The sequence below is a fragment of the Staphylococcus sp. HMSC14D10 genome (genome assembly GCF_001808125.1).
Lineage (GTDB): Bacteria > Bacillota > Bacilli > Staphylococcales > Staphylococcaceae > Staphylococcus > Staphylococcus haemolyticus.
Genome location: NZ_KV792265.1, coordinates 59,525 through 82,800, shown reverse-complemented (window position 1 = coordinate 82,800; position 23,276 = coordinate 59,525). Strand labels below are relative to the sequence as shown.

Below are 23,276 nucleotides of genomic sequence, written 5' to 3'. Positions count from 1 at the left end.
TTTTAGTCATCAGTCCAATTTATTATAGAGCCTTTATTTTTTAGAGTTTAGTTAAAAAATGATTCATCTTAATTTACAAATAAAAAAGATTATCACAACAAAATATAGAACACATACGTTTCATAAACGACTGTACTTTATTTTGGAATGATAATCTCAAATCAACTAAATCAATCTCTTATTTCCAAATTATTATTTTTTAAATCTATCTAGTAAACCTCTTTTTTTCAACATTATAAGTAAGAAATAACTAATAGCAGCTCCGATAAAACTTGAAATAATAAATGCTATCATTAAGGGTTTGACGAAGAAATCTTGCATACCTAAAACCCACGCCATTGGTATGCATAAAAGACTTCCTATAATGCCTGTACCAATTACTTCACCAACAGCAGCCATAAAGATATGTTTTCTATACATATAGAATACACTAGCCAATAGCACGCCAATCATACTTCCAGGAAATGCAAAAAAACTACCAGTACCAAATAAATTTCTTATGATTGATGAAATTAATGCTTGGGCTAAACCGTACCATGGCCCTACAAATACTGCACATAACACATTGATGAAATGTTGAACAGGTGCTGCTTTGACAGGACCTAAGGGTATGATAATAATACTGCTTAATACAACATTAGTGGCAATTAACAGTGCAGTAAGTGTCAATTTTCTATTGTTCATAGTGCTTATCCCTTTCTTCCATTAATCCTTATGTTCATCTTCATTATGTTCATTCAAACGATCTTCCATTGTGCTTATCATTAGTTGTAATAAATCATTTGCTTCATACTGAGCAGAACGAAATTCTTCCACTATTGGTAATTCATTAATTTCATGTTCTAGCGCTTCAATTTCATTTTCTGATTGTTGATAAGCATGTTGTTTCCCATAATTTTGAAAATTAACAGATTGCTTTTGTTGTTTTTTTAAGCGATTCATTTTACTTTCAATATTATGATTTTCATGAATTTGTTTCTCTATATTTTGATAAGATTTTATAAGATCTAAATTTTGAATTTTACTCGTGAGTTGATCGGCTTGTTTTAAAATATCATCTTTACTATACATTTAATTTGTCACCAATGGTGCATCGTTAAATTCTTTGAATGTACCATTTAATGAATATTGTTTTGTTTCATCAATTTCAACATTTACTAACTTACCGATTGCCTCACGTGGACCTTTAAAGTTAACTAACTTGTTCTTTTCGGTATAACCTGCTAAAACTGTATCATCTTTTTTACTTGAACCTTCACATAGAACAGTTACAGTTTTGCCTTCATATTGATTCATGGCTTTTTCTGAATAATGTCCTACTTTTTTATTTAAACGTTGTAATCGTTCTTTTTTAACGTCTTCAGGTACATTATCTTTCATTTTTGCGGCAGGTGTACCATCCCTTTGAGAGTATAAATACGTATAAGCGTGCTCAAATTGAACTTCGTCATATAGTGATAGTGTCTCTTCAAATTGTTCTTCAGTTTCGTTTGGATATCCAACAATGATATCAGTAGTTAAAGCTACATTAGGTATTGATTTTTTTATTCTATTAACTAGATCTAAATAACTTTCTCTTGTATATTTACGTCCCATAATTTTCAATACAGCATTATTTCCTGATTGCACGGGTAGATGGATATGAGGTACAATATTGCCACCTTTAGCTATTACTTCAATCATTCTATCTGTAAAATCCCATGGGTGACTAGTAGTAAAACGTACTCTTGGAATATCAATTTTGGAAATATCTTCTAATAAATCTCCTAATCCATACTCTAAATCCTTAATATCTTTACCATATGAGTTTACATTTTGACCAAGCAAAGTTATTTCTTTATAACCATCTCTCGCTAAACCGCGAACTTCTCCAATAATATCTTCTGGTCTACGACTGCGTTCTTTACCTCTAGTAAAGGGTACAATGCAATATGTACAGAATTTATCACAGCCATACATAATATTAACCCATGCTTTTGTACTACCTTCACGTACTTTAGGAAGGTTTTCAATAATGTCGCCTTCTTTAGACCAAACTTCGACAACCATTGCTTTAGATAGGTATGCTTCTTCTAAAATTTCAGGTAATTTGTGAATATTATGAGTTCCAAAAATCATATCCACATTTTGGTATGATTTAAGTATTTTATTTACTACTGACTCTTCTTGTGACATACATCCACATACACCAATTAATGCTTCTGGTCTATTCTTTTTTAAATGTTTTAAGTTACCAATTTCACTAAACACTTTATTTTCAGCGTTTTCACGAATCGCACATGTATTTATCAAAATAACGTCCGCTTCGTTGATATCTTCTGTGGCAGTATATCCTAAGGCTTGTAATATTCCTGCCATTACCTCAGTATCATGTGCATTCATTTGGCAGCCATATGTTTTTATTAAGAATGTGCGACCTTTGCCCATCCCTTCAAACTTGTCTTCTATATGAAAGTCACGATTATAATTTATATCTTGTTTTCCACGTTTACGTGCTTCTTTTAAACTAGGTGGTTGATAAATTTTTTCGAAATATTTACTATAATCTTTTTCTACTTTTCTATCGCGTTCATCAAGGATATTTATCGTACCAGCTTTTCTTTGTTCTTCGTTCACTTTAAAAAATTCCTTTCTATATGCCCTTATATCATTAGTTCATTATATTAAAATTAATAATAAAGTGCAAAAAGAGTTGAAATAGTTAATAAATTTGTCATTTAAAAAGTGGAATGGGGTGGGATAGAAATAATATTTTTACAATATTTATTTAGATATAATCTTAGCAAAGCAAGATTGACTAGCATTAAAAAAGCTTGTTATAGGTGTTTTTAGATCAGTCAACTACTGCCATTATAAAAAATATAGCCTAAGACACAGATTTATGTCTTAGGCTTATTTCATTTAACCTTTACTTACTCGTTATCATATTTTCCTGTTAAGGTTTCAATTGTGATGCCAGCTGGTACATGGTAGAACTTAACTTGACTTATAATACTCGGACATTCTAATTCAACCATTCGTTCATGCAATTTTTGGATTAAAATTAAGCACTCGCTCATATCACCTTGAACTGTGGTCTCAAGCGGGCCAACTCTAAAATGCAATCCAGAATCATCAATAATTTTTATTGCCTCATCTACATAAGGTATAACGTCTTCATTGTTTGGCGTTTTCGGAACGATTTGAATACTCATTAATGTGTCTTGCATCAACAATCACCTCATTCAATATTATTACCTTAATTTTACCACGCCTTTATTTAACTTTCCTTAATTAATTGCCGAGTTAATTGCTTGGCCAAAATCATACATTTTATCATCCCAATTTGATTCATCCATTCTACTTTTACGATTAAACTTATTATTTTTAAATAAAGACTTTCTTAAACTAGATGTTAATTCTATTTGTACCCCAACTTCATTTTTGGTGCAATTAACTATATTATCATCTTGAACACCAGACATGTGACTCGGTGCTTCTTTAACTTCTACACCTATTTGATTTAATTCATTAGCAATACGCTCTTTTAATTGATTATCTTTACCACCGATATAAGCAACGTCTTCTTCACCAAGACATCCATGAATTGTCACAGCACGTTCACTAGATTTTACAAAGTTCATTGCGATATCATTATCATAGTTTATAGATGTCACATGCAATTCATTGTTTCCTTTTGTTCGAATACCGTTAAAGGCGAAATAATTAAATTGCCCTTCATTAGCAATGACCCTAGCAATTTCAGAAGTGGCTGGTTCAATTCCACCACCATGTATTGCCAAAATCGTTACGTCACTATCTCTATCTTCAGTAATTATCTCCCAATCCTCATTCTCAATTGTCTCATTTTGTAATTCTTTCATAGAATGATATTTATCCATTGTAAAAACCTCTCTTAAGTATAATGTTATTATTATTCTTTCCCATTTTATAAATTCTAATAAGTATTTAAATGATTTTTAACAATGATTACTTAAACTAAAATATTTTAATATTTTCTATACATCATTAAGCTATGGTGTTATTATTTTCCATAAAAAAATCTAAAGTTATAAAAAAACTCACTTCAAAACTTAAGGCGTTTTAAAGTGAGCTCATACAATTTCTATACAAATTGAGCAGTTAAGTTATTAAAATCTTCTTCTGTTATATGAATATCGCGTTTAGATAATGCACTTTCATTTAATTCTTCAATTTGAGACTCATATGATGGTGTTTCAGTATCTTGATATACAATACCTTTAACTAGTGATTCATGATCTAGAACAGTCTTCATTGCTAATTGTTTATCTGAAGTATCATAGCCTTCGATATCTTCTAAACTAGTTAAATGTTCTTTAAACCAATCATATGTATTTACTTTGTTGTATGTTACACATGGTGAAAAGACATTTACAAAAGAAAAACCATCATGGTTAATCGCATCCTCAATTAGTTTAGTTAATGCTTTAATATCACTAGAAAAGCCTTGTGCTACAAATGTAGCGCCTGATGATAAAGCTAATTCGAGTGGTGCAACATTCTTCTCGATATTACCTTTAGGGGTAGATTTAGTAACAAAACCTACTGCAGATGAAGGCGACGTTTGACCTTTAGTTAAGCCATAAATTTGATTATCCATAACAATATAAGTCATATTCATATTTCGTCTTAATGCGTGTATGGTATGACCCATACCAATAGCGTATCCATCGCCATCACCACCAGAAGCAATAACTGTTAAATCCTTGTTAGCCATTTTAACACCTTGCGCTAATGGTAAAGCACGTCCATGTATGCCATGTACACCGTATGAATTAATGTAACCAGATAGTCGTCCTGAACAACCTATACCAGTAATAATTGCTACTTCCTCTGGCTCTAACCCTACATTAGCTGCCGCCTTTTGAATAGCTGCTTGAACTGAGAAATCACCACAACCGGGGCACCAATTTGGCTTCACATTATTTCGAAAATCTTTAAATGTAGCCAATTATACCAACTCCTTACTTTCGCTTACTACTTTTTGTCCTTTAGATTCAATTTCATGAGGTAAGAAAGGTGTTCCATCATACTTAGTTTGATTTATTAATTTATTTTGAATAGTTGTATTCATTTTAAGGATATTTGAAAGTTGACCTTGATAATTATGTTCAACAACAATAACTCTAGATGCTTTATCGATAGCTGCTTGAATGACATCTTTCGGCATAGGATGTAGTTGTCGAATCTGCATTGTATTTACTTTTATACCTTGAGCATTTAGTCTTTCTGCGCCTTCTTGAATTGCACCTTTACTAGATATGAATCCTATAAATAGAATATCCGCTTCTTCATGATGCTCATCTAACTCAACAGGCTTTTCAATTAGTATATTTGATGTTTTACGCATTCTTTTTTCCATTTGTTGACGTCTATTTTCAGCCACTTCACTCGGTTTACCTTCTTCATTATGTTCAACGCCAGTTACATGGTGTATGCCACCTTTAACGCCTGGAATTGGTCTAGGTGATATTCCATTTCCTGTTAATGCATATCTTCTAAAGTATTGTTTATCGCCTTCTTCACGTTCAATATCAGATTGTAATAACTCGCCACGATGTATTTGAATTTTATTATAATCTAAGCGTTCGACTGTTTGTTTACCTAACGATAATTGTAAGTCACTCAATATAATTACTGGGCATTGATATTCTTCGGCTAAATTAAAAGCCTCAACAGTTAAATAGAATGCATCTTCAGCATCTGTAGGAGCAACTACTATTTTAGGTATATCTCCATGCGTACCATAAATCATTTGCATTAAATCTGATTGTTCTTGCTTGGTTGGTAAACCTGTAGATGGTCCACCACGTTGAGTATTAATAATGACTAAAGGTGTTTCAGTCATACCTGATAGGCCTATGGCTTCCATCATAAGTGATAAACCTGGACCAGCACTAGCAGTAAATGCTCTGACACCTGCATAATTAGCACCAATTGCCATATTGGCTGCAGCAATTTCATCTTCAGTTTGTACTACGGTACCGCCTACTTTTGGGACGTTTGCAATCATATATTCCATAATTTCAGATGCCGGTGTAATTGGATAAGCAGCCATGAAACGAGAACCAGCTGAAATCGCACCTAATCCAATAGCATCATTACCAATCATATATAAGTGTGGATTCTCTTCAGTCGTTTGTAGTTTGAAGTCTCCTTGTAAATCATTTAATTGTTCTTTCATCAATGTATAACCTTGATTTAGAGCTTCAATGTTCATTTCTACAACTTTTTCACCTTTTTTAGTAAACATATTAGTTATAAGGGTTTCAAATGTTGCAGTATCTAAATCCATGATTGCACATGTTGCTCCTATAGCAACCATGTTTTTCATTAATGCAGTACCTAATTCTTTAGCTGTGCTAGTAAAAGGTAATTCAATAAGTTGAGCACGACATTGTTCAGGTTTTGTCGGTTTAACTTTTGCATCAGCAATAATAATGCTATCTTCACGCATTTCATGATGATTCAATTCAATCGTTTCTTGATCAAAAGCCACTAGAATGTCTAAATCATCACTGATTGCATGTACAGGTGCAGTAGATACTCTAATTTTGTTATTAGTATGTCCACCTTTTATACGACTTGAGAAATGTCTATATCCATATAAATAATAACCTTTACGGTTCATTGCTGTGGCAAAGATTTCTCCAGTCGATTCGATACCTTCACCTTGTTGTCCGCCCACTTTCCATGATATTTGTGATTTCATATCATATGCCTCCTGTGGAATTAATTCATAATAAATCATAACAAAAATAACCACCGTCTTACTATGACAACAGTGGCAATTATTTAAATTCATACTAATGGACTATATTCATTCATCTATAAATTTCTTTTAAATTATTTATTAAATGGATGATCATCATTAATTAAAATTCTTTCAATTTGCTTTGTTTTTCCATCTTTATCTAAATCTATAATAACACCAGATAGAACACTTCTTCCATCATCCGGCACAACATGACGCTGTGGTAAGCTTGTGATAAATCTCTCTATTACTTCATCACGATTAATACCTAATATACCATCGTAATATCCTGTCATACCAACATCAGTAATATACCCTGTGCCATTCGGTAGTACACGTTCATCTGAAGTCTGAATGTGTGTATGCGTACCAACTACCGCACTTACTCTACCATCTAAATACCATCCCATTGCATTTTTTTCTGATGTCGTTTCTGCATGAAAATCAACAAATATAAAATTAGTCTCTTTTTTAGCCTCTTCAATAAGTTGATCAGCTTTTTTAAAAGGGTCGTCGATATCTTGCATAAATGAACGGCCTTGCAAATTAATAATTGCTAATTTAATATCATTAATTTGAATAAATCTCATGCCTACACCAGGTGCTTCACTTGGAAAATTAGCGGGTCTTACCATTCTGTTTGCATCATCAATAAAGTCATAAATTTCACGTTGGCCGTATGTATGATTACCCATCGTCATGAAATCTACGCCATCTCTTAATAATTGTTTATATAACTTTTCAGTTAGACCCTTACCGTGCGCTGCATTTTCAGCATTAACGATACTTACAGTAGGTCTATATGATTTTTTTATTTTAGGTAAATATTCAGCAATCGCATTTCTTCCAACTTTACCTACGATATCTCCAATAAATAATATCCTCATTGAATGTTCATCCTCTCATAAAAATAGTTTAATTCATATAGGTCTATAATAAAAGAGGATATTCATACTCTTTTTAAATTTGATATCTATTTTCTTTAGCATGTATACAACATATGTTAAGATAGGTTTATCAAAAGTAATAGGAGTTGTAAAATTTACATGTCAATTAATATTGATCCAGAGAAGTTTGCAGAATTAGTGGTAAAATCTAATCCATCTAAATCTGAAGATGCAGAAGATATCGCTAAAGAAAGTCTTGAATTATACATCAACGCTTATCGTTTAGCTGAAAGATATTCAAATATTGCTACTAATTGCTATGATACAGCAGAAATAATTTCTGAATTAAGAAAAACAGATTTACAACTTAAATAATTTATAAGACTATCAATTAAGGATAAGCATGAACATCAAATAGTTTAAGTTTACAATGAAAATTTATATTAAATGATTGAACTTTGAGTATGTCCTCAATCAGTTTGTACTTTTTGGTTCTAGTCATTTATTTGGAGTGAGACTATGAATTCGTAATGAATTCAATCTCACTCTTTTTTAATGACAACATTTCACCTACTTTATTAAATTCAATTAATAATTGAATTTTAACTGAAAAGAAAAAACAGACCCAAAATTTGGATCTGTTAAAAACTATTTCGCATACTCTACTGCTCTTGTCTCTCTTACAACTGTCACTTTGATGTGACCAGGATATTGTAATTCATCTTCTATTTGCGTTTTAATGTCTTTAGCCAGTCTGTATGACTTCAAGTCATCTATTTCATCAGGGGAAACAATAACTCTAATTTCTCGACCTGCTTGAATAGCGAATGCTTTTTCTACACCATCATAACCTTCAGAAAGTGTTTCTAAGCGTTCTAATCTACGTATATAGTTTTCAAGCGTTTCTTTACGAGCACCTGGTCTAGCCGCAGATAATGCGTCAGCAGCTGCTACCAGAATTGAAATAATAGAAGTTGGTTCAACATCACCATGATGAGAGTGAATAGCATTAATTACAGTTTCATTTTCTGCATATTTTTTAGCTAATTCAACACCTATTTCTACGTGGCTACCTTCAACCTCATGATCTATCGCTTTACCAACATCGTGAAGTAATCCAGCACGTTTGGCCAAGCTAACATCTTCTCCTAGTTCAGCAGCTAGCATTCCAGATAAATGCGCCACTTCAATAGAATGTTTCAAGACGTTTTGACCATAACTAGTTCTATAATTTAGACGACCTAAGACTTTAACTAAGTCTGGGTGCATATTATGAACATTGATTTCGAATGTTGCTTGTTCACCAGCATCTCTAATAATGTCATCTACTTCTTTTCTAGCTTTATCTACCATTTCTTCAATTCTGCCTGGATGGATGCGTCCATCTGAGACTAAATTAACTAATGCTGTACGCGCGATTTCACGTCTAATTGGATCAAAACCAGATAAAATAACCGCTTCTGGTGTATCATCAATGATTAAATCAATACCTGTTAATGTTTCTAAAGTTCTAATATTTCTACCTTCTCTACCAATGATACGACCTTTCATCTCATCATTTGGTAAATTAACTACTGAAACTGTTGATTCAGTTGTATGGTCAGCAGCTAATCTTTGAACGGTAGTAGCTAATAATTCATTTGCTTTTTTATCAACTTTTTCTTTAGCTTCTTTCTCTTTTTCTTTAACAAGTACTGCAATATCTTGTGACAGTTCTTCTTCAACCCTTTGAAGTTGTTCATTTACAGCTTCTTCTTGAGTGAGACCGGAGATGCGTTCTAGTTCTTGTTCATGCTTCATTATTAATGTCTGAACACTACTCTCTTTTGCATCTACTTGTTGTTGTCTTTCTTCAAGTTTAGATTCTTTTTGTTCTAAAATCTCATCTTTTTTATCGAGAAGATCAGATTTTCGATCTAAATTTTCCTCTTTTTGAAGAAGTCGGGCTTCTTGTCTTTGAAGCTCACCACGTCTTTCACGTAGTTCTGATTCAGTTTGTTCTCTTATGATTTGGTTTTCTTCTTTTGCCTCTAATAATTTTTCCTTTTTGATATTATCAGCTTCTTTTTGACCTTGCTTGATAATATCATCAGCAGTTTGTCTAGCTTGTAATTGCTTTTGATGCAATAAATTTCGGGCTACAAAATACCCCACAACAACCCCTAGAATAATCCCCAGCAAAATGAGTAGGAGGTTTAATAAATTCACATAAACACCTCCTTTTTCTAGGTATTTGCTTTGTATATCAAAATCTCTTTATGATTTTTATAAATGTATAATAATTATACATATTAATTGTACGTTTATTAACTTGTTAGTGTCAAGATATGAAATTGCACTGTATTTCGAATTTACATATATTACTTACTATATGTAAGTTTATATAAAAACAAAAATCCTACTACAATGTTAAGTGATAAAAAATGCCTCCTAGTATTTCATTTATTCAATGCTTAATACTAGGGTATCTTATCAAATGTAGCAGGCTTATTTCATATAATAAAAGTGAATTTTAGTGAACTGACGTATTTTACTAAAACTTTATTGCTATATAGTTAGCGAAATATTCACTTCAATAATTAAAATTGTAAATACTATTCTTCATCGAATAAGGTTTGCGGTGCATCTTCTTTTTCATCAACATCTCCATCGAAAATACCAAGTTTTTCTCGTAACTTACGATCGATTTCTTCTTTAACTTGAGGATTTTCTTTAAGGTATATTTTTACATTTTCTTTACCTTGACCCATTCGATCACCATTATATGAGTACCATGCACCTGATTTATCTACGATGTCATTTTCAACACCAAGATCAATCAATTCACCTTCTTTAGAGATACCTTGACCATACATAATATCTACTTCAGCGACTCTAAAAGGTGGTGCAACTTTGTTTTTGACAACTTTAATTTTAGTTCTGTTACCAACAATTTCTTGGCCTTGTTTTAACTGCTCAGCACGACGAACTTCTAAACGAACAGAACTATAGAATTTTAATGCACGTCCACCAGGTGTAGTTTCTGGGTTACCAAACATTACACCAACTTTTTCACGAATTTGATTAATGAAAATGGCTGTTGTATTTGATTTTGAAATTGCACCAGATAATTTACGTAACGCCTGTGACATTAAACGAGCTTGAAGTCCTACATGCGTATCGCCCATTTCACCTTCAATTTCTGCTTTAGGTGTTAATGCGGCAACAGAGTCAACTACTACAATATCAACCGCACCACTTCGAACGAAAGCTTCAGCAATCTCTAAACCTTGTTCACCATGGTCTGGTTGTGATAGATATAAATTATCAATATCTACACCTAATGCTTCTGCATATACCGGATCAAGCGCGTGTTCAGCGTCGATAAATGCAGCAACGCCACCGTTCTTTTGTACCTCTGCAATAGCATGTAAAGCTACTGTTGTTTTACCAGAACTTTCAGGTCCATAAATCTCTATAATTCTACCTTTAGGATAGCCACCTACACCTAATGCGTTATCTAATGTAACTGAACCACTTGAAACACTTGAAACACGGCGTCCTTTATTATCGCCTAGTTTCATAACGGCACCTTTACCGAATGATTTTTCCATATTTTTTATAACTGTATCTAAAGCTTTTTGACGATCATTATCCAAAGCGAAACCTCCTATTAACGAGTTAATCATCGTATTAATATCTTAATTAATACTATACATTTAATTGAATCTAATTACAAGTATTTTGCGAATATTTGTTCGCTTTTAACGATAAAAGACAAGACAAAATCGAACAAACGTACTAAATAAGTGCTCTAGTTTTCAAAAATATTAACTATTTAAACCAATTTATTAAATTTATCATGGCATAATTTTGACTTCTGCTTTTTAAAATATTTCGTTTTAGAGGCATTTTAAATGTCTCATATTTAAACACACTGTCATCATAGTACCCAAGATAAACTTGTTCTTGATTGTGTAATAACGCTATACCCCAATCAGTTTTATATAAATCTTTTACATATTGAGATACATATTTTAATTTATCTAGAATATCATCAAAATCAGAAACAAAGACTGATGAATCAGGTAGTTGTCCTTTCAATAAATGATTTAAATCTTGGTTTTTCAAACGTGTATATAGTGCACCATTTGTCACACCATCATATATACTGAAACTTTTATTTATAATATTCATCAAAGCTTGTTCTATAACGATATCATCCGAACCGTAATAATAGTCACCTATTCTTGCAAGAATCTTCTCTTTAGTAGGTTCAATTAACTTTTTGCATTCATTTTCTGTATTGGCATTAGCAGTTAATCTAATATAAACTTCATGCGTACCAGCTAATGGAGCAATAGTTGGATTTTCTTGACTATCAATTAAATCCATTAACTCTGTTTCAACTTGAGATTCTCCAATTCCAGCGAATCTTAATTGTTCTGAGTGTATAACTCTATCTTCATCCATTAAATAAGGTAATAACTCATTCTTTGCCATTGGTTGCATTTCACTTGGTGGGCCAGGTAACAAAATGACTTTCTTATCTTCATATTCCACCAACATACCAGGTGCCATCCCATAATTGTTTTGTAATACTTTTGCACCTTCAATAACCAAAGCTTGTTGCTTATTATTGGGCGTCATTTCTTGTCCTTGTTCTTTAAAATAATTCTCAATATATTCTAATGCATTCGTATCTGTCACAAGATTTTTACCAAGCACCTTCGCAACAGTATGCTTTGTTAAGTCATCTTTTGTAGGTCCTAATCCCCCAGTAAACACGAGTGTATCAAAACGTTTTAACCCCTCTTTGATAACATACTCTAATCTTTGAGGATTATCGCCAATCACAGTATGTTCGACTACGCTTTTACCAATACTATTAAATAATCTTGATAAATATTGTCCATTCGTATTAGCAATTTGTCCTAATAATAACTCAGATCCAACAGCTATTATTGAAATATTCATGTCCATTTATCCCCCTAACGATAATTCTTGCACAACATCTATCATTATAATGCAAAGTATGACATTTATTCTAAAAATTGAACTAAAAAACCAAGAATAAATAGGAATAGAATTATCTTTCTATCACTATCATTCTTGGTTGTATTTCACTAATTTAATGTTTGAAAACATCTCTACCTTTATAAAAGTATTCAATACCAGATAAAATCGTGAATAAAACACCAATATAAAGTAATACTTGTCCAATTTGAATGCCTATCCATGTTGCTAACAAATCACCTAATAAAATCCAAATAATTGCAACCATAGTTACAGCAGTTTTAATTTTACCTAATTGACCAGCAGCACTAACAAACCCTTGTTCAATCTGTAATAGACGTAATCCTGTAACAGCAAATTCACGTGCAATTATAATGATTGCTACTACTGAATTTGTAAGTCCTAATTGAACCATAACAATTAATGCACTGGAAACTAATAATTTGTCAGCTAGGGGATCTAAGAATTTACCCATATTAGTTACAAGTTGCCATTTTCTAGCTAAGTACCCATCTAGGAAATCACTTAAAGAAGCTACAATGAAAATGATAGCAGCAATAAGTTGTTCAATACGGATTTCAAATCCACCTAAAATAGATACATTGCCAAATCCAAAGTTTACTAGAGCAAATAATATGAAAAGCGGAATTAATATTACTCTGAAAACCGTAATTTGATTTGGAATATTCATGTTAAAGCCTCATTTCTAAATTTATCTCTCATTTTATAATAGTAACACAGCTAAGACCCATAAGATAAAAGTTATTATAATAATGCCACCAATAATTATCATTAATTGTAAATGTTCTTTACTCTTAGTACGATATGTAGGCGCGTCATCATTATGATATCTATATAAAAGTTCATTCAATTGATGTTGACTATCTGGTATTTCCTCTTGATGCGCTTGAATCAGTTGTTGTGAATCAATATTTACCACACTCGCATAACGTCGAATAAAACCCTCTGCGTAATCAACTTTAGCTAATTTATCAAACTGATTTTGTTCGATTAATTTCAACGTATCACGTTTAATTTGAGTGCGCTCTTCTAATTCTGCTAACGTCATTCCTAGCCTTTCACGTCTACCTTTTAATGTTTCACCAATTGTCTTCACTTTTAAAAGCCTCCACAACCACTATTCAAAAAATCCAAATCCTCCGCCAAACATGTCTTCTCCAAAGTCTAGCGAGTTTTTACTTTTAACTGTTTGTTGTTTCATTTGATCATATTCAATTTCTTGATTTTCATTTTCTCTTAATTCAATAATATAATCAAAATCATCCATGCTATAATTACCCGATTCCACAAATAAATCTGGATGTTCAACCACTTTGATTGATGGTAAGGTCATTACTTCACGCACTAATTCTTGATGCTTAGGGTTTGATTCTCTAGCAGTGACAGCGCCATCAATAATATAAACATGGTTAGAATCATATTCTCCTTTAATAAGAGAGCTTCGTACAGTTTGCTTAATCAATGTAGAACTAATAAATAGCCATCGCTTATGCGCACATACACTTCCTGCTACGATTGATTCCGTTTTTCCGACACGTGGCATACCTCTGATACCAATTAATTTATGACCTTCCTCTTTAAAAAGTTCTGCCAAAAAATCTACCAATAAACCTAAATCTTCACGTTCAAAACGAAAAGTTTTTTTATCATCGGCGTCTTGTTCAATATAACGTCCATGTCTAACAGCCAATCTATCACGTAATTCAGGTACTCTTAATTTAGTAATTTCTATCTCACTAAGCTCATTGATTATATGTTCAAAGCGATTAACTTTCTCAAGACTGTCCGTTTTAATTAATAACCCTCGTCGACCTTGATCAACCCCGTTAATCGTAATGATACTTATACCTAACATACCAAGTAAACTCGAAATATCACCCAGTAAACCTGCTCGGTTAACTGTGATTTCATATTCAAGATACCATTCTTTCTTTTCGGCTACTGTCATCAATATCCGCCCCTTGTTTTAAATGGTAACCTACCATCGGAATATTAAAATTAGTAATCATATTATAGCATTTAGAACTTGGTTCAAAAATCTTTTTTAATGTGTAAGGGAAATTTACTATAGCTAATAGAATAGTGACGTTAAATGCTATCACATCCTCAATTGTCACAACTTAAATGTACCAAGCGCCGTTTACTTTTTGAACAGTTCCAGTAATACTTTTCGCCATAGGATTCCATAGATAAGCACACGTATGCGCAATTTCACAAGGATTGATCATTCTTTGCTGAGGTAATTCTTCTAATATAGCTTTCAATTCATCTGAATTAAAAACTTGTGACATATTTCCACTTACAAAACCAGGCGTGATAGCATTAACAGTGACATTAGTCATCGCTAATTCTTGACTTAACGCTTTGACGAAACCGATTTGTGCACTTTTCATTGCCGAGTAAATTGTTTCCATACTCGCACCTGTTTCACCCCAAATGGATGAAATAACAATAATTCGACCAAACTCACTTTGACGTATTAAGTCTATAAAATAACGACAACATCTAATTAACTGCTTAACATGAATGTTATAACTAAGATCAATATCTATATCTGACATATCTTGCAATAAGCCATACAAAGCTGTACCACTACTGTATATCAAACAATCTAAATATTTGATATGAGCAAAGGTAGTTTCCAAATCAATATTTTGCGTCAAATCAGCTTGTATAAATTCGACTGCTTCCCCTTTGTACTTATCTTGTAATGCTTTTAAATCTGATTGAAAATATTGAATAATTACTTCATTACCTTCTTCTAATAAACGCTCTACAATTGCTGTTCCAATAGTGCCTGACCCACCAAGTACTAACGCTCTCATTAAGCTTTAGGCTCCAATCGACTATCAACCATATTATTGATATTTAAAAATTTAGTGGCAGTTTCGTTAATACTATCTAATGTTATATTATCTATAATATCTAACATATCGAATACACTGACGCCCTCAAAGTATAATTTAGAATATTGGTTTGCAATATATTCAGGTGAATTCAAACTTGAAATAAATTCCCCAATAAATTGTTTTTTCAACAATTCAAATGCTTCTTGATCATCAAGATTACCACAATACTTGTTTAGCTCACTTAACAACACTTCTTTTAACTTATCTGGATATTGCGTTGCACTTGTAATAATTGAAAAACAATATGTAGGTTCGAGTACAAATTGATATCCAAAAGTTTCGTCTATCAAATCTTCATTTAATAAAGTCTGATAAAATTCAGTTTCCTCACCAAATATTAATTCGAAAAATAGTGTCATTTCTAAATCATGTTGTACATATTCATGTGGTGACGCTTCAGTTGGTTCATTTTTAAAACCTAACATTAATCTAGGAGATTGTAATTTCATTTCTTCTGAAACAAAAGGTGTTATAACATTTGTTGGTTCATCAACAGTTGCTCGTTCAATGCTAGGCTGATTCGTCTTATCCCTTTTATTTTCATGAGTTTCAACTATGTCACGTATGTTTTCAGGATTGACATCTCCGACGACAAATAACACCATATTTGATGGATGATAAAATGTTTCATAACATAAATATAAATCATCTTTAGTAATGTTATAAATGCTTTCAACGCTTCCTGCTATATCAACTTTAATAGGGTGCTTTTGATACATAGCACGTAAAGTATTAAACATAATTTTATAACCAGGTTGCTCCTGATACATCTTTATTTCTTCAGCAATAATACCTTTTTCTTTATCTACCGTTTCCTTAGAAAAGAAAGGCGTTTCAACCATTTCTAGTAATCTTAAAATATTCCTTTCAACATTATCTGTTGCACTGAACAGATAGCTAGTGCGATCAAAACTAGTAAATGCGTTTACTTGAGCATTGTCATTGGCAAATGCAGTGAATAAATCTTCAGTATCATCTTTCTCAAATAACTTATGCTCTAAAAAGTGAGCGACACCGTCTGGTACGGTCACAAAATCATTTTGATTATGAGGTTTGAAAGTATTATCAAGAGAGCCAAATTGAGTAGTATACGTTACAAATGTCTTTTGGAATCCATTTTTGGGGATAACAAATAAACGTAAACCATTAGTTAATTCATGTTCAAAAACACGTTCATCAATCAGTTCATAGTATGTTTCCCTCATTAAGAATGATCCCCCTTTGTAAGTACATATATGGTATCTAGTTCTGCTTTATTAGCCATTGATATCACATCATCCTTTGTTACTTTTTGAATGTGATCTATGTAGTTTTCATCTGTTTGTTTATAATCTAACAGTAGTTGATTTTGCATGACCTCAATGATACTTTTAGGTCGATCGGTTATTTCGTGCCTATGAGAAATGATAATTTTTTTAGCAAGTTCTAATTTATCTATATCAAATTCACCGCGTTTAAACTTATCAAACTCCTCTAAAATTGTATCTTTAGCAAGTTCATATTTATCTGCTGAAACACCGCTTAATACAAAAAGATAACCGTTTTTACCATCTAATTGAGAGTGTATTGAATATGCTAGACTTTGTTTTTCACGCACTTCATTAAATAATACAGATGATGGATCGCCACCGAACATCGTGTTTAATACAACCAATGCATAATAATCATTTGCCCCGAATCGTGTTGGAAAACGATAACCCATATTTAATTTAGCTTGATCAACTTCATCTTCTTCAACTATATATTGTGTTTCTGAACTTGAATCTTTTAAATTAAGTTGATTAGTTTTCGTTATTGTAAATGGATTAATCGTAAATTTAGATTGAATTAATTGTTTAACTTCTTGTTTATTTACGTTACCTACTACATAAATGGAACATAGGTCATTACTAATCATGTTTTGATATGTATTATATAAATTTTCAGGTGTGATTGTACTAATTTTTTCAATCTGACCTGTCGCTAAATGACGATAAGGTTCATCTTTAAACATATATTTTAATAAATTCAAGAAAGAATATTGTGCTTTATTATCAATTACAGCTTCAATTTTCTTTGATAATAATGATTTTTCTTGATTTACAAACGTTGTGTTAAAGGCATTATTCTCTATAAGTGGATTCATTATCACTTCATATAGTACATTTAATCCTTTTTCAAATAAGGGGGGTGAATCTTTTAAATAGCGTTCGTTAACTATTTCTAACGAGATAGTGATAACGTGTTTATCTTTAAATTTTGAGACAAAACTATGTATGTATGCACCATATAGTTCAGATAGATGTTTACTAAATGCTTTATCCGTGGACCATTTTTTTGTAGCACGTATTAACAACTTGCTTAACAATGATCGTGCTGTAATAGTTTCATATTCTAAAGGTGCCATAAATTTAAAGGTAATCAAAGTTGTCTTAAATTTATCTGTAGGTAACACATCAATATGTATTTGATGCTCATTATTAGTTTGTTGTTCTAACATTCATCCACACTCCTTAATATTGTTTCTATATTTTTGTACGCGTCAATTTAAATTTAACTAGACTGCTTTTCACATAATTTAATGAGTATAAAATAGGTTTACCCATTTCGTCATAATGTACAACCTTTAATAGCATTAAACCTTCATGTGGAGATGCGTTTAGAATATCAGAAATATGTGGTTCATAACTAATGGCTTCAACCTCTGTTTCAGCTGAAGCGACTTTATGTCCCGTATTAGTCTCTATTGCATTTAACATAGAACCATCGCTCACTTGATAGTCTGCACATGTTAGATAATCTTCTGCGATTTTATCTAAACAATAAATTACTGGTTGGTGGTTGGCAGTACGCAGTCGTTCAATGATTGTAATAGGTTGTTTATCATTGATACCTAACATTTGTGCATCCAGTACGGAGGCAGGTTGTTGCTCTAAACTTAAATATTCCGTGCCTGAGTGGTAGCCAGCTTCTTTAATCATATCGTTGATGCTAAATAATTTATTCAATGGATAGAAGAAGGGGTGCAATGTTTTTACGCTTGGTCCTTCTTCAAAGTTATCTGTCAAGACTTGTTCAGTTATGAGTTCACCAATCGCTTCATAGACATCATCAGTTTTTACATTTAATTCTCTAGCAATAGATAAATTGCTAGGTAGTTTATCACCAGGTTTTAAAGATTGTTCTTTAATCTGCTTAAGAATATATTCTTTCACTTTAAAAGCTGAGTTTAACTCTGTCATCATTTACACCTCTTCATCATCTAAATTTACTAATACTTGTCTAGGTTTACTACCCTTTTGTGGTCCGATAACTTGGTTACGTTCCAAATCGTCCATTAATCTAGAAGCACGATTATAGCCAATCCTAAATTGTCGTTGCAATAGTGAAGTACTAGCTTTCTGTTGTTCAATTACAAATATATATGCATCTTCATATAAAGCGTCTTCACTCTTCATTTCTGATTTATCTACTGGCGCATCTGGTTCCATTTCTTTCACATAATTTGCTTTTTGTTGTTCAACAACATAGTTAACTACATCTTGCACTTCTTGATCACTTAAGAAAGCACCTTGTACACGCGTTTGAGCTGATTCACCATTTCCTACATATAACATATCACCTTTACCAAGTAATTTTTCAGCTCCACCAGAGCCTATAATTGTTCTAGAGTCAGTTTGAGAACTTACTGCGAACGCAATACGTGATGGTATATTATTTTTGATTATACCAGTGATTACATCTACAGATGGTCTTTGAGTAGCAACAATTAAATGAATGCCTGCTGCTCTAGCCATTTGAGTGATACGTTGAATTGCGTTCTCTACTTCTTTGCCTGCAACCATCATTAAATCAGCTAACTCATCTACAATGACTACTATATAAGGTAATTCTGCTTGTTTTTCATCAAGTTCTTCATTCTGACGGCGTATAAATTTATTATACCCTTCAATATTACGTGTAGATGAATGCTGGAATAAATCATATCGTCGTTCCATTTCAGCAACTACCTTCTCTAATGCTTGAGAAGCTTTGTGTGGATTTGTAACTACCGGTATTAATAAATGTGGCACCCCATTATAAACATTTAATTCCACCATTTTAGGATCAATTAACATAAGTTTAACTTCATGAGGTTTTGCATTTAAAAGAATACTAGTAATAATGCCATTGATACATACTGACTTACCACTACCAGTTGATCCTGCAACTAATAGGTGGGGCATTTCATTTAATTGAATTGTCATTGGTTCACCAGAAATATCTCTACCAAGTCCAACTTCCAGCTTATTACTCGCTGGGAATTTAGATTCAAGAACTTCTTTAAGCGTAACTAAAGAAATCTTATCATTGGGTACCTCTATACCAACAGCTGATCGACCTGGAATTGGTGCTTCAATTCGTACATCTTTCGCTGCCAAAGCGAGTGCAATATCATTATGCAAATTAACAATTTTACTAACCTTAACTCCTTGGGCTGGTTGGATTTCATATTGTGTAACAGCTGGACCAATTTTAATTTGCTTAACTTTTGCATTTACACCAAAATTTTTCATTGTTGATTCGAGTATCTGGCCTTTACGTTGAACTTCAGACTTAGATGTAGATTGTTGCTTAGCTGGCTGATTAAGTAATGATAATGGAGGAATGTGATATGCCATATTTGACTCTTCACCAGCTTCGGAAATTGTTCCTTTCATTTGATGATTATCATTTGAATTCGACTCTGGTAAATTTTCATCCTCTAGATTTGTTTCATCGTTACTACTATTCTCTTTATCAATATCTTCACTATTTAAACCAAAACGTCTTTTCTTACGTTTATTAGTAGTTGTTTGTTTACTTTCTTGCGATTCACTATGTCCATATATAGGAATATCTTCTGGTTCAGTACTAACTTCAGGGAAATCACTAACATCTTTGATTTGTTCTGACTTAAGTTGTTCTTGTTCTAATTTATGTTGTCGTAGACGTTCACGCTCTTCTTCTTTTTCACGTTGACGTTCTTCTTTTTTAAGTTTGTTTTGTTCTCTTTTTACTTTGAAATTAGATGATGCACTTTGACTTGAGTTTCTCATTTTATCAATTGATGCTTTAACAACATCTCTATGTCTAAGTTTAAGCAATAAAATAATACTAGAACTTAATAAAATTAATGTAAGAATGATGACACCGGCAATTGAAATGAGTGGAATAAATATTTTAAGTAAATAAAATCCTATTAATCCCCCACCAAAATTCGGAAAATGACTATGTTCATAAGCCTTATAGACATAGGATAAAACAGGTTCTCTTTCAGATACTGCACCTTTTTGAAAATGATAAATAATTTGTGTTGTAATTAATAAGACAAATTGTAATGATATTAACCCAAAAGTCCGTCTTGTTTTAGGAAATTTCTTCTGCATTGCAATATAGACTGTAATCAAACTTAGTAATATGTATGTTAAATAGCGACTCATTCCAAACAAATAATTGAAAAAGCTATCAATCATTCGACCAACAATTCCTAATTGGAACATTCCCAGAACCGACAAAATGACTATAATGATTGCAACGATATAGCGAATTGAGCTATCTTTTTTCTGTTGCTTTTTCTTAGTCGATTTACGAGCTGTTGCACCCTTTTTACGAGTTGTTGTTTTTTTCTTAGTTTGTGGCAAAATAGTACACCTTCTTTATTTCTCACTTAGTATTTCTTTTTATACAAATATTTATAGTATTCCGATATGTATTAATAGTATTTTTAAAAGTATGAAAGAGGTTGGAACAATACCAACCACATTTAGACTTATCGTCATAAACTAAAGTGAATAATTTAAGTAATGAGTTTACATAACCTTTTAAATTATTACACAACTGTGATGTTGTCCCGACCTCTTTTGGATTGTATATATCTTAAATTTCTGAAATAACTGGAATAATCATTGGACGACGTTTTGTACTTTCAAATAGTAATTTACTGATTTGATCTCGCATATTCTGTTTGATGTCAGACCACTCAATACGTTTCTCTTGAAGACCTGCTTCAACAATTTCACGAACCTTATCTTCTGCTTCCTTCATTAGTTCTTCACTTTCACGGACGTATACAAAGCCACGTGATTGAATTTCAGGACCAGCAGCAATTCGTCTATTTTTCGGATCCAATGTAACAACTGCAATAAAAATACCATCTTCTGCAAGTAAATGACGATCTCTCAATACGATATTACCGACATCTCCTACACCAATACCATCGATAAGAATATTGCCAGAATTAACTTTCTCGTTTAATACCATATCTTTACCGTCGTAATGAATAACGTCTCCCTTTTCGACTAAGAAAATTTTCTCCGGCGCCACACCAGATTCGTTAGCCAATTTAGCATGCGCAATTTGCATTTTAAATTCACCTTGAACAGGGATAAAGTATTCAGGTTTCATAATATTAATCATCATTTTTAATTCTTCCATGCAACCATGACTAGATGCATGAATCTTTTTATTGTTAGGAATAATATATGCACCTGCGCGCACTAATTCATTCAGTGTATCAGCAATGATAACTTCCATATTAGCTGATGCTGTAATTGCTAAATATACTGAATCGCCTTCTTCAATATTCATTATTTTGTGTTTCTGTTGGGCCATTTGGCTCAATGCTTCGATAGGTTCGCCTTCCATACCAGTGGCAATAATTACGACTTCATTTTTAGGATAATTTCCAACTTCGTTAATAGGGATTAACAAGTCTTTAGGAATGTCAAAATATCCCATTTTACGTGCAATATTAAACGAACTTTCAAGTGAACGACCTAAAAATGAAACTTTACGATTTAATTTGCTTGCAGTGTTCAATACTTGTTGAATTCTAATAAAGTTTGAAGCATAGCATGACACAATTAAGCGTCCTTGTACTTTCGCAAAAGCATCATAAATGTGCGATTCTATAACATTCTCAGGTGTATTATATCCAGGTTTCTCAGCTTCTGTTGAGTCACTGATTAATGCGAAGACACCATCTTCAGCTATTTCAGCCATACGTTTGATATCTGGTGTGTAATGTCCTTGTAAACTTTGATCAAATTTAAATTCACCTGTATAAACGATTGAACCGTATGAAGTATGAATGCAAATTCCTAAACTATCAGGAATGCTGTGTGTAGTGTTAAAGAACGTAATATTAACATTTTTAAACCTCATTACTGAATCATGATTTACAGTATAATAACGTACTTTCTTTTTAACATTACGTGACTTCATATTTTCTTTAACAAGTGCTAACGTTAATTTAGAGCCATATACTGGTGCATCAATTTGTTCTAAAATGTAGCTAACTGCACCAATAGCGTGTTCATGACCATGGCTTAGAAAGATACCTTTTAGTTTTTCTTTATTTTCAATGACATATTGAATATCAGGAATTACAATATCTACACCTAACATTTCATCTTCTGGGAACATTAACCCCGCATCTAACATAAACATTTCATCGTCTACTTCAACGATATACATATTTTTTGCGATTTCGCCGACACCACCAAGTGGAATGATGCGAATATCGTCATTCTTTTTTTTCACTAAACTCAAAATGTTACCTCCTATTATAAAATCCCCGTCCATATAAACTCATAATTTATTATAGTTTAATTTATGTTGGATGTACACTATTAAAGTATTTCTTGAGGCATTATAGTAACAATCGAATTTAGTATTAGATATTATATA

21 protein-coding genes are annotated in these 23,276 nt (G+C 32.3%); 1 reads left to right on the top strand and 20 read right to left on the bottom strand.

The features are described from left to right. Nucleotides 1-192 precede the first annotated feature (192 nt). From thiW to HMPREF3134_RS09170, 8 genes are all read right to left on the bottom strand, one after another. A complete protein-coding gene (gene thiW, locus HMPREF3134_RS09205; RefSeq protein WP_011275904.1) occupies nucleotides 193-684 on the bottom strand; it encodes an energy coupling factor transporter S component ThiW in 492 nt (163 codons plus the stop codon). A gap of 21 nt (nucleotides 685-705) precedes the next feature. Then, nucleotides 706-1,071, bottom strand: a complete 366-nt coding sequence (locus HMPREF3134_RS09200; protein WP_070442360.1) for a YlbF/YmcA family competence regulator — start codon at nucleotides 1,069-1,071, stop codon at nucleotides 706-708. Continuing rightward, nucleotides 1,072-2,616, bottom strand: a complete 1,545-nt coding sequence (miaB, locus tag HMPREF3134_RS09195) for a tRNA (N6-isopentenyl adenosine(37)-C2)-methylthiotransferase MiaB (protein WP_070442357.1) — start codon at nucleotides 2,614-2,616, stop codon at nucleotides 1,072-1,074. It abuts the gene before it with no gap. A gap of 296 nt (nucleotides 2,617-2,912) precedes the next feature. After that, nucleotides 2,913-3,209, bottom strand: a complete 297-nt coding sequence (locus tag HMPREF3134_RS09190; RefSeq protein ID WP_011275907.1) for a thiamine-binding protein — start codon at nucleotides 3,207-3,209, stop codon at nucleotides 2,913-2,915. Nucleotides 3,210-3,269: 60 nt separating this feature from the next. Continuing rightward, nucleotides 3,270-3,881 carry a poly-gamma-glutamate hydrolase family protein gene (locus HMPREF3134_RS09185; RefSeq protein ID WP_070442354.1) on the bottom strand — a complete coding sequence of 204 codons (612 nt, stop codon included), beginning with the start codon at nucleotides 3,879-3,881 and terminating at the stop codon, nucleotides 3,270-3,272. Nucleotides 3,882-4,105: 224 nt separating this feature from the next. Next, the gene (locus tag HMPREF3134_RS09180; protein WP_037537287.1) at nucleotides 4,106-4,972 is read right to left on the bottom strand and encodes a 2-oxoacid:ferredoxin oxidoreductase subunit beta; all 867 of its coding nucleotides are present in this window, start codon (nucleotides 4,970-4,972) and stop codon (nucleotides 4,106-4,108) included. Continuing rightward, the gene (locus HMPREF3134_RS09175; RefSeq protein WP_070442351.1) at nucleotides 4,973-6,733 is read right to left on the bottom strand and encodes a 2-oxoacid:acceptor oxidoreductase subunit alpha; all 1,761 of its coding nucleotides are present in this window, start codon (nucleotides 6,731-6,733) and stop codon (nucleotides 4,973-4,975) included. Between the two features lie 134 nt (nucleotides 6,734-6,867). Then, complete coding sequence (locus tag HMPREF3134_RS09170) at nucleotides 6,868-7,662, bottom strand: TIGR00282 family metallophosphoesterase (protein WP_070442348.1); 795 nt, start codon at nucleotides 7,660-7,662, stop codon at nucleotides 6,868-6,870. A gap of 159 nt (nucleotides 7,663-7,821) precedes the next feature. On the opposite strand from HMPREF3134_RS09170, the gene HMPREF3134_RS09165 reads away from it, so the two are divergent. Continuing rightward, the gene (locus HMPREF3134_RS09165; protein ID WP_037537291.1) at nucleotides 7,822-8,037 is read left to right on the top strand and encodes a hypothetical protein; all 216 of its coding nucleotides are present in this window, start codon (nucleotides 7,822-7,824) and stop codon (nucleotides 8,035-8,037) included. Nucleotides 8,038-8,310: 273 nt separating this feature from the next. On the opposite strand, the gene rny is transcribed toward HMPREF3134_RS09165, so the two are convergent. The 12 genes from rny to rnjB form a co-directional block, all read right to left on the bottom strand. Further along, nucleotides 8,311-9,870, bottom strand: coding sequence for a ribonuclease Y (rny, locus tag HMPREF3134_RS09160; RefSeq protein ID WP_070442345.1), 1,560 nt, complete (start codon nucleotides 9,868-9,870; stop codon nucleotides 8,311-8,313). A 386-nt stretch (nucleotides 9,871-10,256) separates the two neighbouring features. After that, nucleotides 10,257-11,300 carry a recombinase RecA gene (gene recA, locus HMPREF3134_RS09155; protein ID WP_070442342.1) on the bottom strand — a complete coding sequence of 348 codons (1,044 nt, stop codon included), beginning with the start codon at nucleotides 11,298-11,300 and terminating at the stop codon, nucleotides 10,257-10,259. A gap of 175 nt (nucleotides 11,301-11,475) precedes the next feature. After that, the gene (locus tag HMPREF3134_RS09150) at nucleotides 11,476-12,618 is read right to left on the bottom strand and encodes a CinA family nicotinamide mononucleotide deamidase-related protein (protein ID WP_070442366.1); all 1,143 of its coding nucleotides are present in this window, start codon (nucleotides 12,616-12,618) and stop codon (nucleotides 11,476-11,478) included. A 154-nt stretch (nucleotides 12,619-12,772) separates the two neighbouring features. Continuing rightward, nucleotides 12,773-13,348: a CDP-diacylglycerol--glycerol-3-phosphate 3-phosphatidyltransferase gene (pgsA, locus tag HMPREF3134_RS09145; RefSeq protein ID WP_011275916.1), complete on the bottom strand. Its 576-nt coding sequence runs from the start codon at nucleotides 13,346-13,348 to the stop codon at nucleotides 12,773-12,775. A gap of 33 nt (nucleotides 13,349-13,381) precedes the next feature. After that, nucleotides 13,382-13,774, bottom strand: a complete 393-nt coding sequence (locus HMPREF3134_RS09140) for a helix-turn-helix domain-containing protein (RefSeq protein ID WP_033080070.1) — start codon at nucleotides 13,772-13,774, stop codon at nucleotides 13,382-13,384. Between the two features lie 21 nt (nucleotides 13,775-13,795). Continuing rightward, nucleotides 13,796-14,626 (bottom strand): YmfK family protein, encoded by an 831-nt coding sequence (locus tag HMPREF3134_RS09135; RefSeq protein WP_070442341.1) that lies wholly within the window; start codon nucleotides 14,624-14,626, stop codon nucleotides 13,796-13,798. A 172-nt stretch (nucleotides 14,627-14,798) separates the two neighbouring features. Then, nucleotides 14,799-15,503, bottom strand: coding sequence for an elongation factor P 5-aminopentanone reductase (ymfI, locus tag HMPREF3134_RS09130; RefSeq protein ID WP_070442340.1), 705 nt, complete (start codon nucleotides 15,501-15,503; stop codon nucleotides 14,799-14,801). Beyond that, nucleotides 15,503-16,792: an EF-P 5-aminopentanol modification-associated protein YfmH gene (gene yfmH, locus HMPREF3134_RS09125; RefSeq protein ID WP_016930682.1), complete on the bottom strand. Its 1,290-nt coding sequence runs from the start codon at nucleotides 16,790-16,792 to the stop codon at nucleotides 15,503-15,505. The genes ymfI and yfmH overlap by 1 nt, the downstream gene beginning before the upstream one ends. Then, on the bottom strand, nucleotides 16,792-18,066 hold the full coding sequence (gene yfmF, locus HMPREF3134_RS09120) for an EF-P 5-aminopentanol modification-associated protein YfmF (RefSeq protein WP_070442338.1): 1,275 nt from the start codon (nucleotides 18,064-18,066) through the stop codon (nucleotides 16,792-16,794). The genes yfmH and yfmF overlap by 1 nt, the downstream gene beginning before the upstream one ends. Before the next feature lie 25 nt (nucleotides 18,067-18,091). Continuing rightward, the gene (locus HMPREF3134_RS09115; protein ID WP_070442363.1) at nucleotides 18,092-18,808 is read right to left on the bottom strand and encodes a GntR family transcriptional regulator; all 717 of its coding nucleotides are present in this window, start codon (nucleotides 18,806-18,808) and stop codon (nucleotides 18,092-18,094) included. A gap of 3 nt (nucleotides 18,809-18,811) precedes the next feature. Further along, nucleotides 18,812-21,229: a DNA translocase FtsK gene (locus tag HMPREF3134_RS09110; RefSeq protein ID WP_070442336.1), complete on the bottom strand. Its 2,418-nt coding sequence runs from the start codon at nucleotides 21,227-21,229 to the stop codon at nucleotides 18,812-18,814. Nucleotides 21,230-21,464: 235 nt separating this feature from the next. Then, a complete protein-coding gene (gene rnjB, locus HMPREF3134_RS09105; RefSeq protein WP_070442334.1) occupies nucleotides 21,465-23,138 on the bottom strand; it encodes a ribonuclease J2 in 1,674 nt (557 codons plus the stop codon). Between the last annotated feature and the right edge of the window lie 138 nt (nucleotides 23,139-23,276).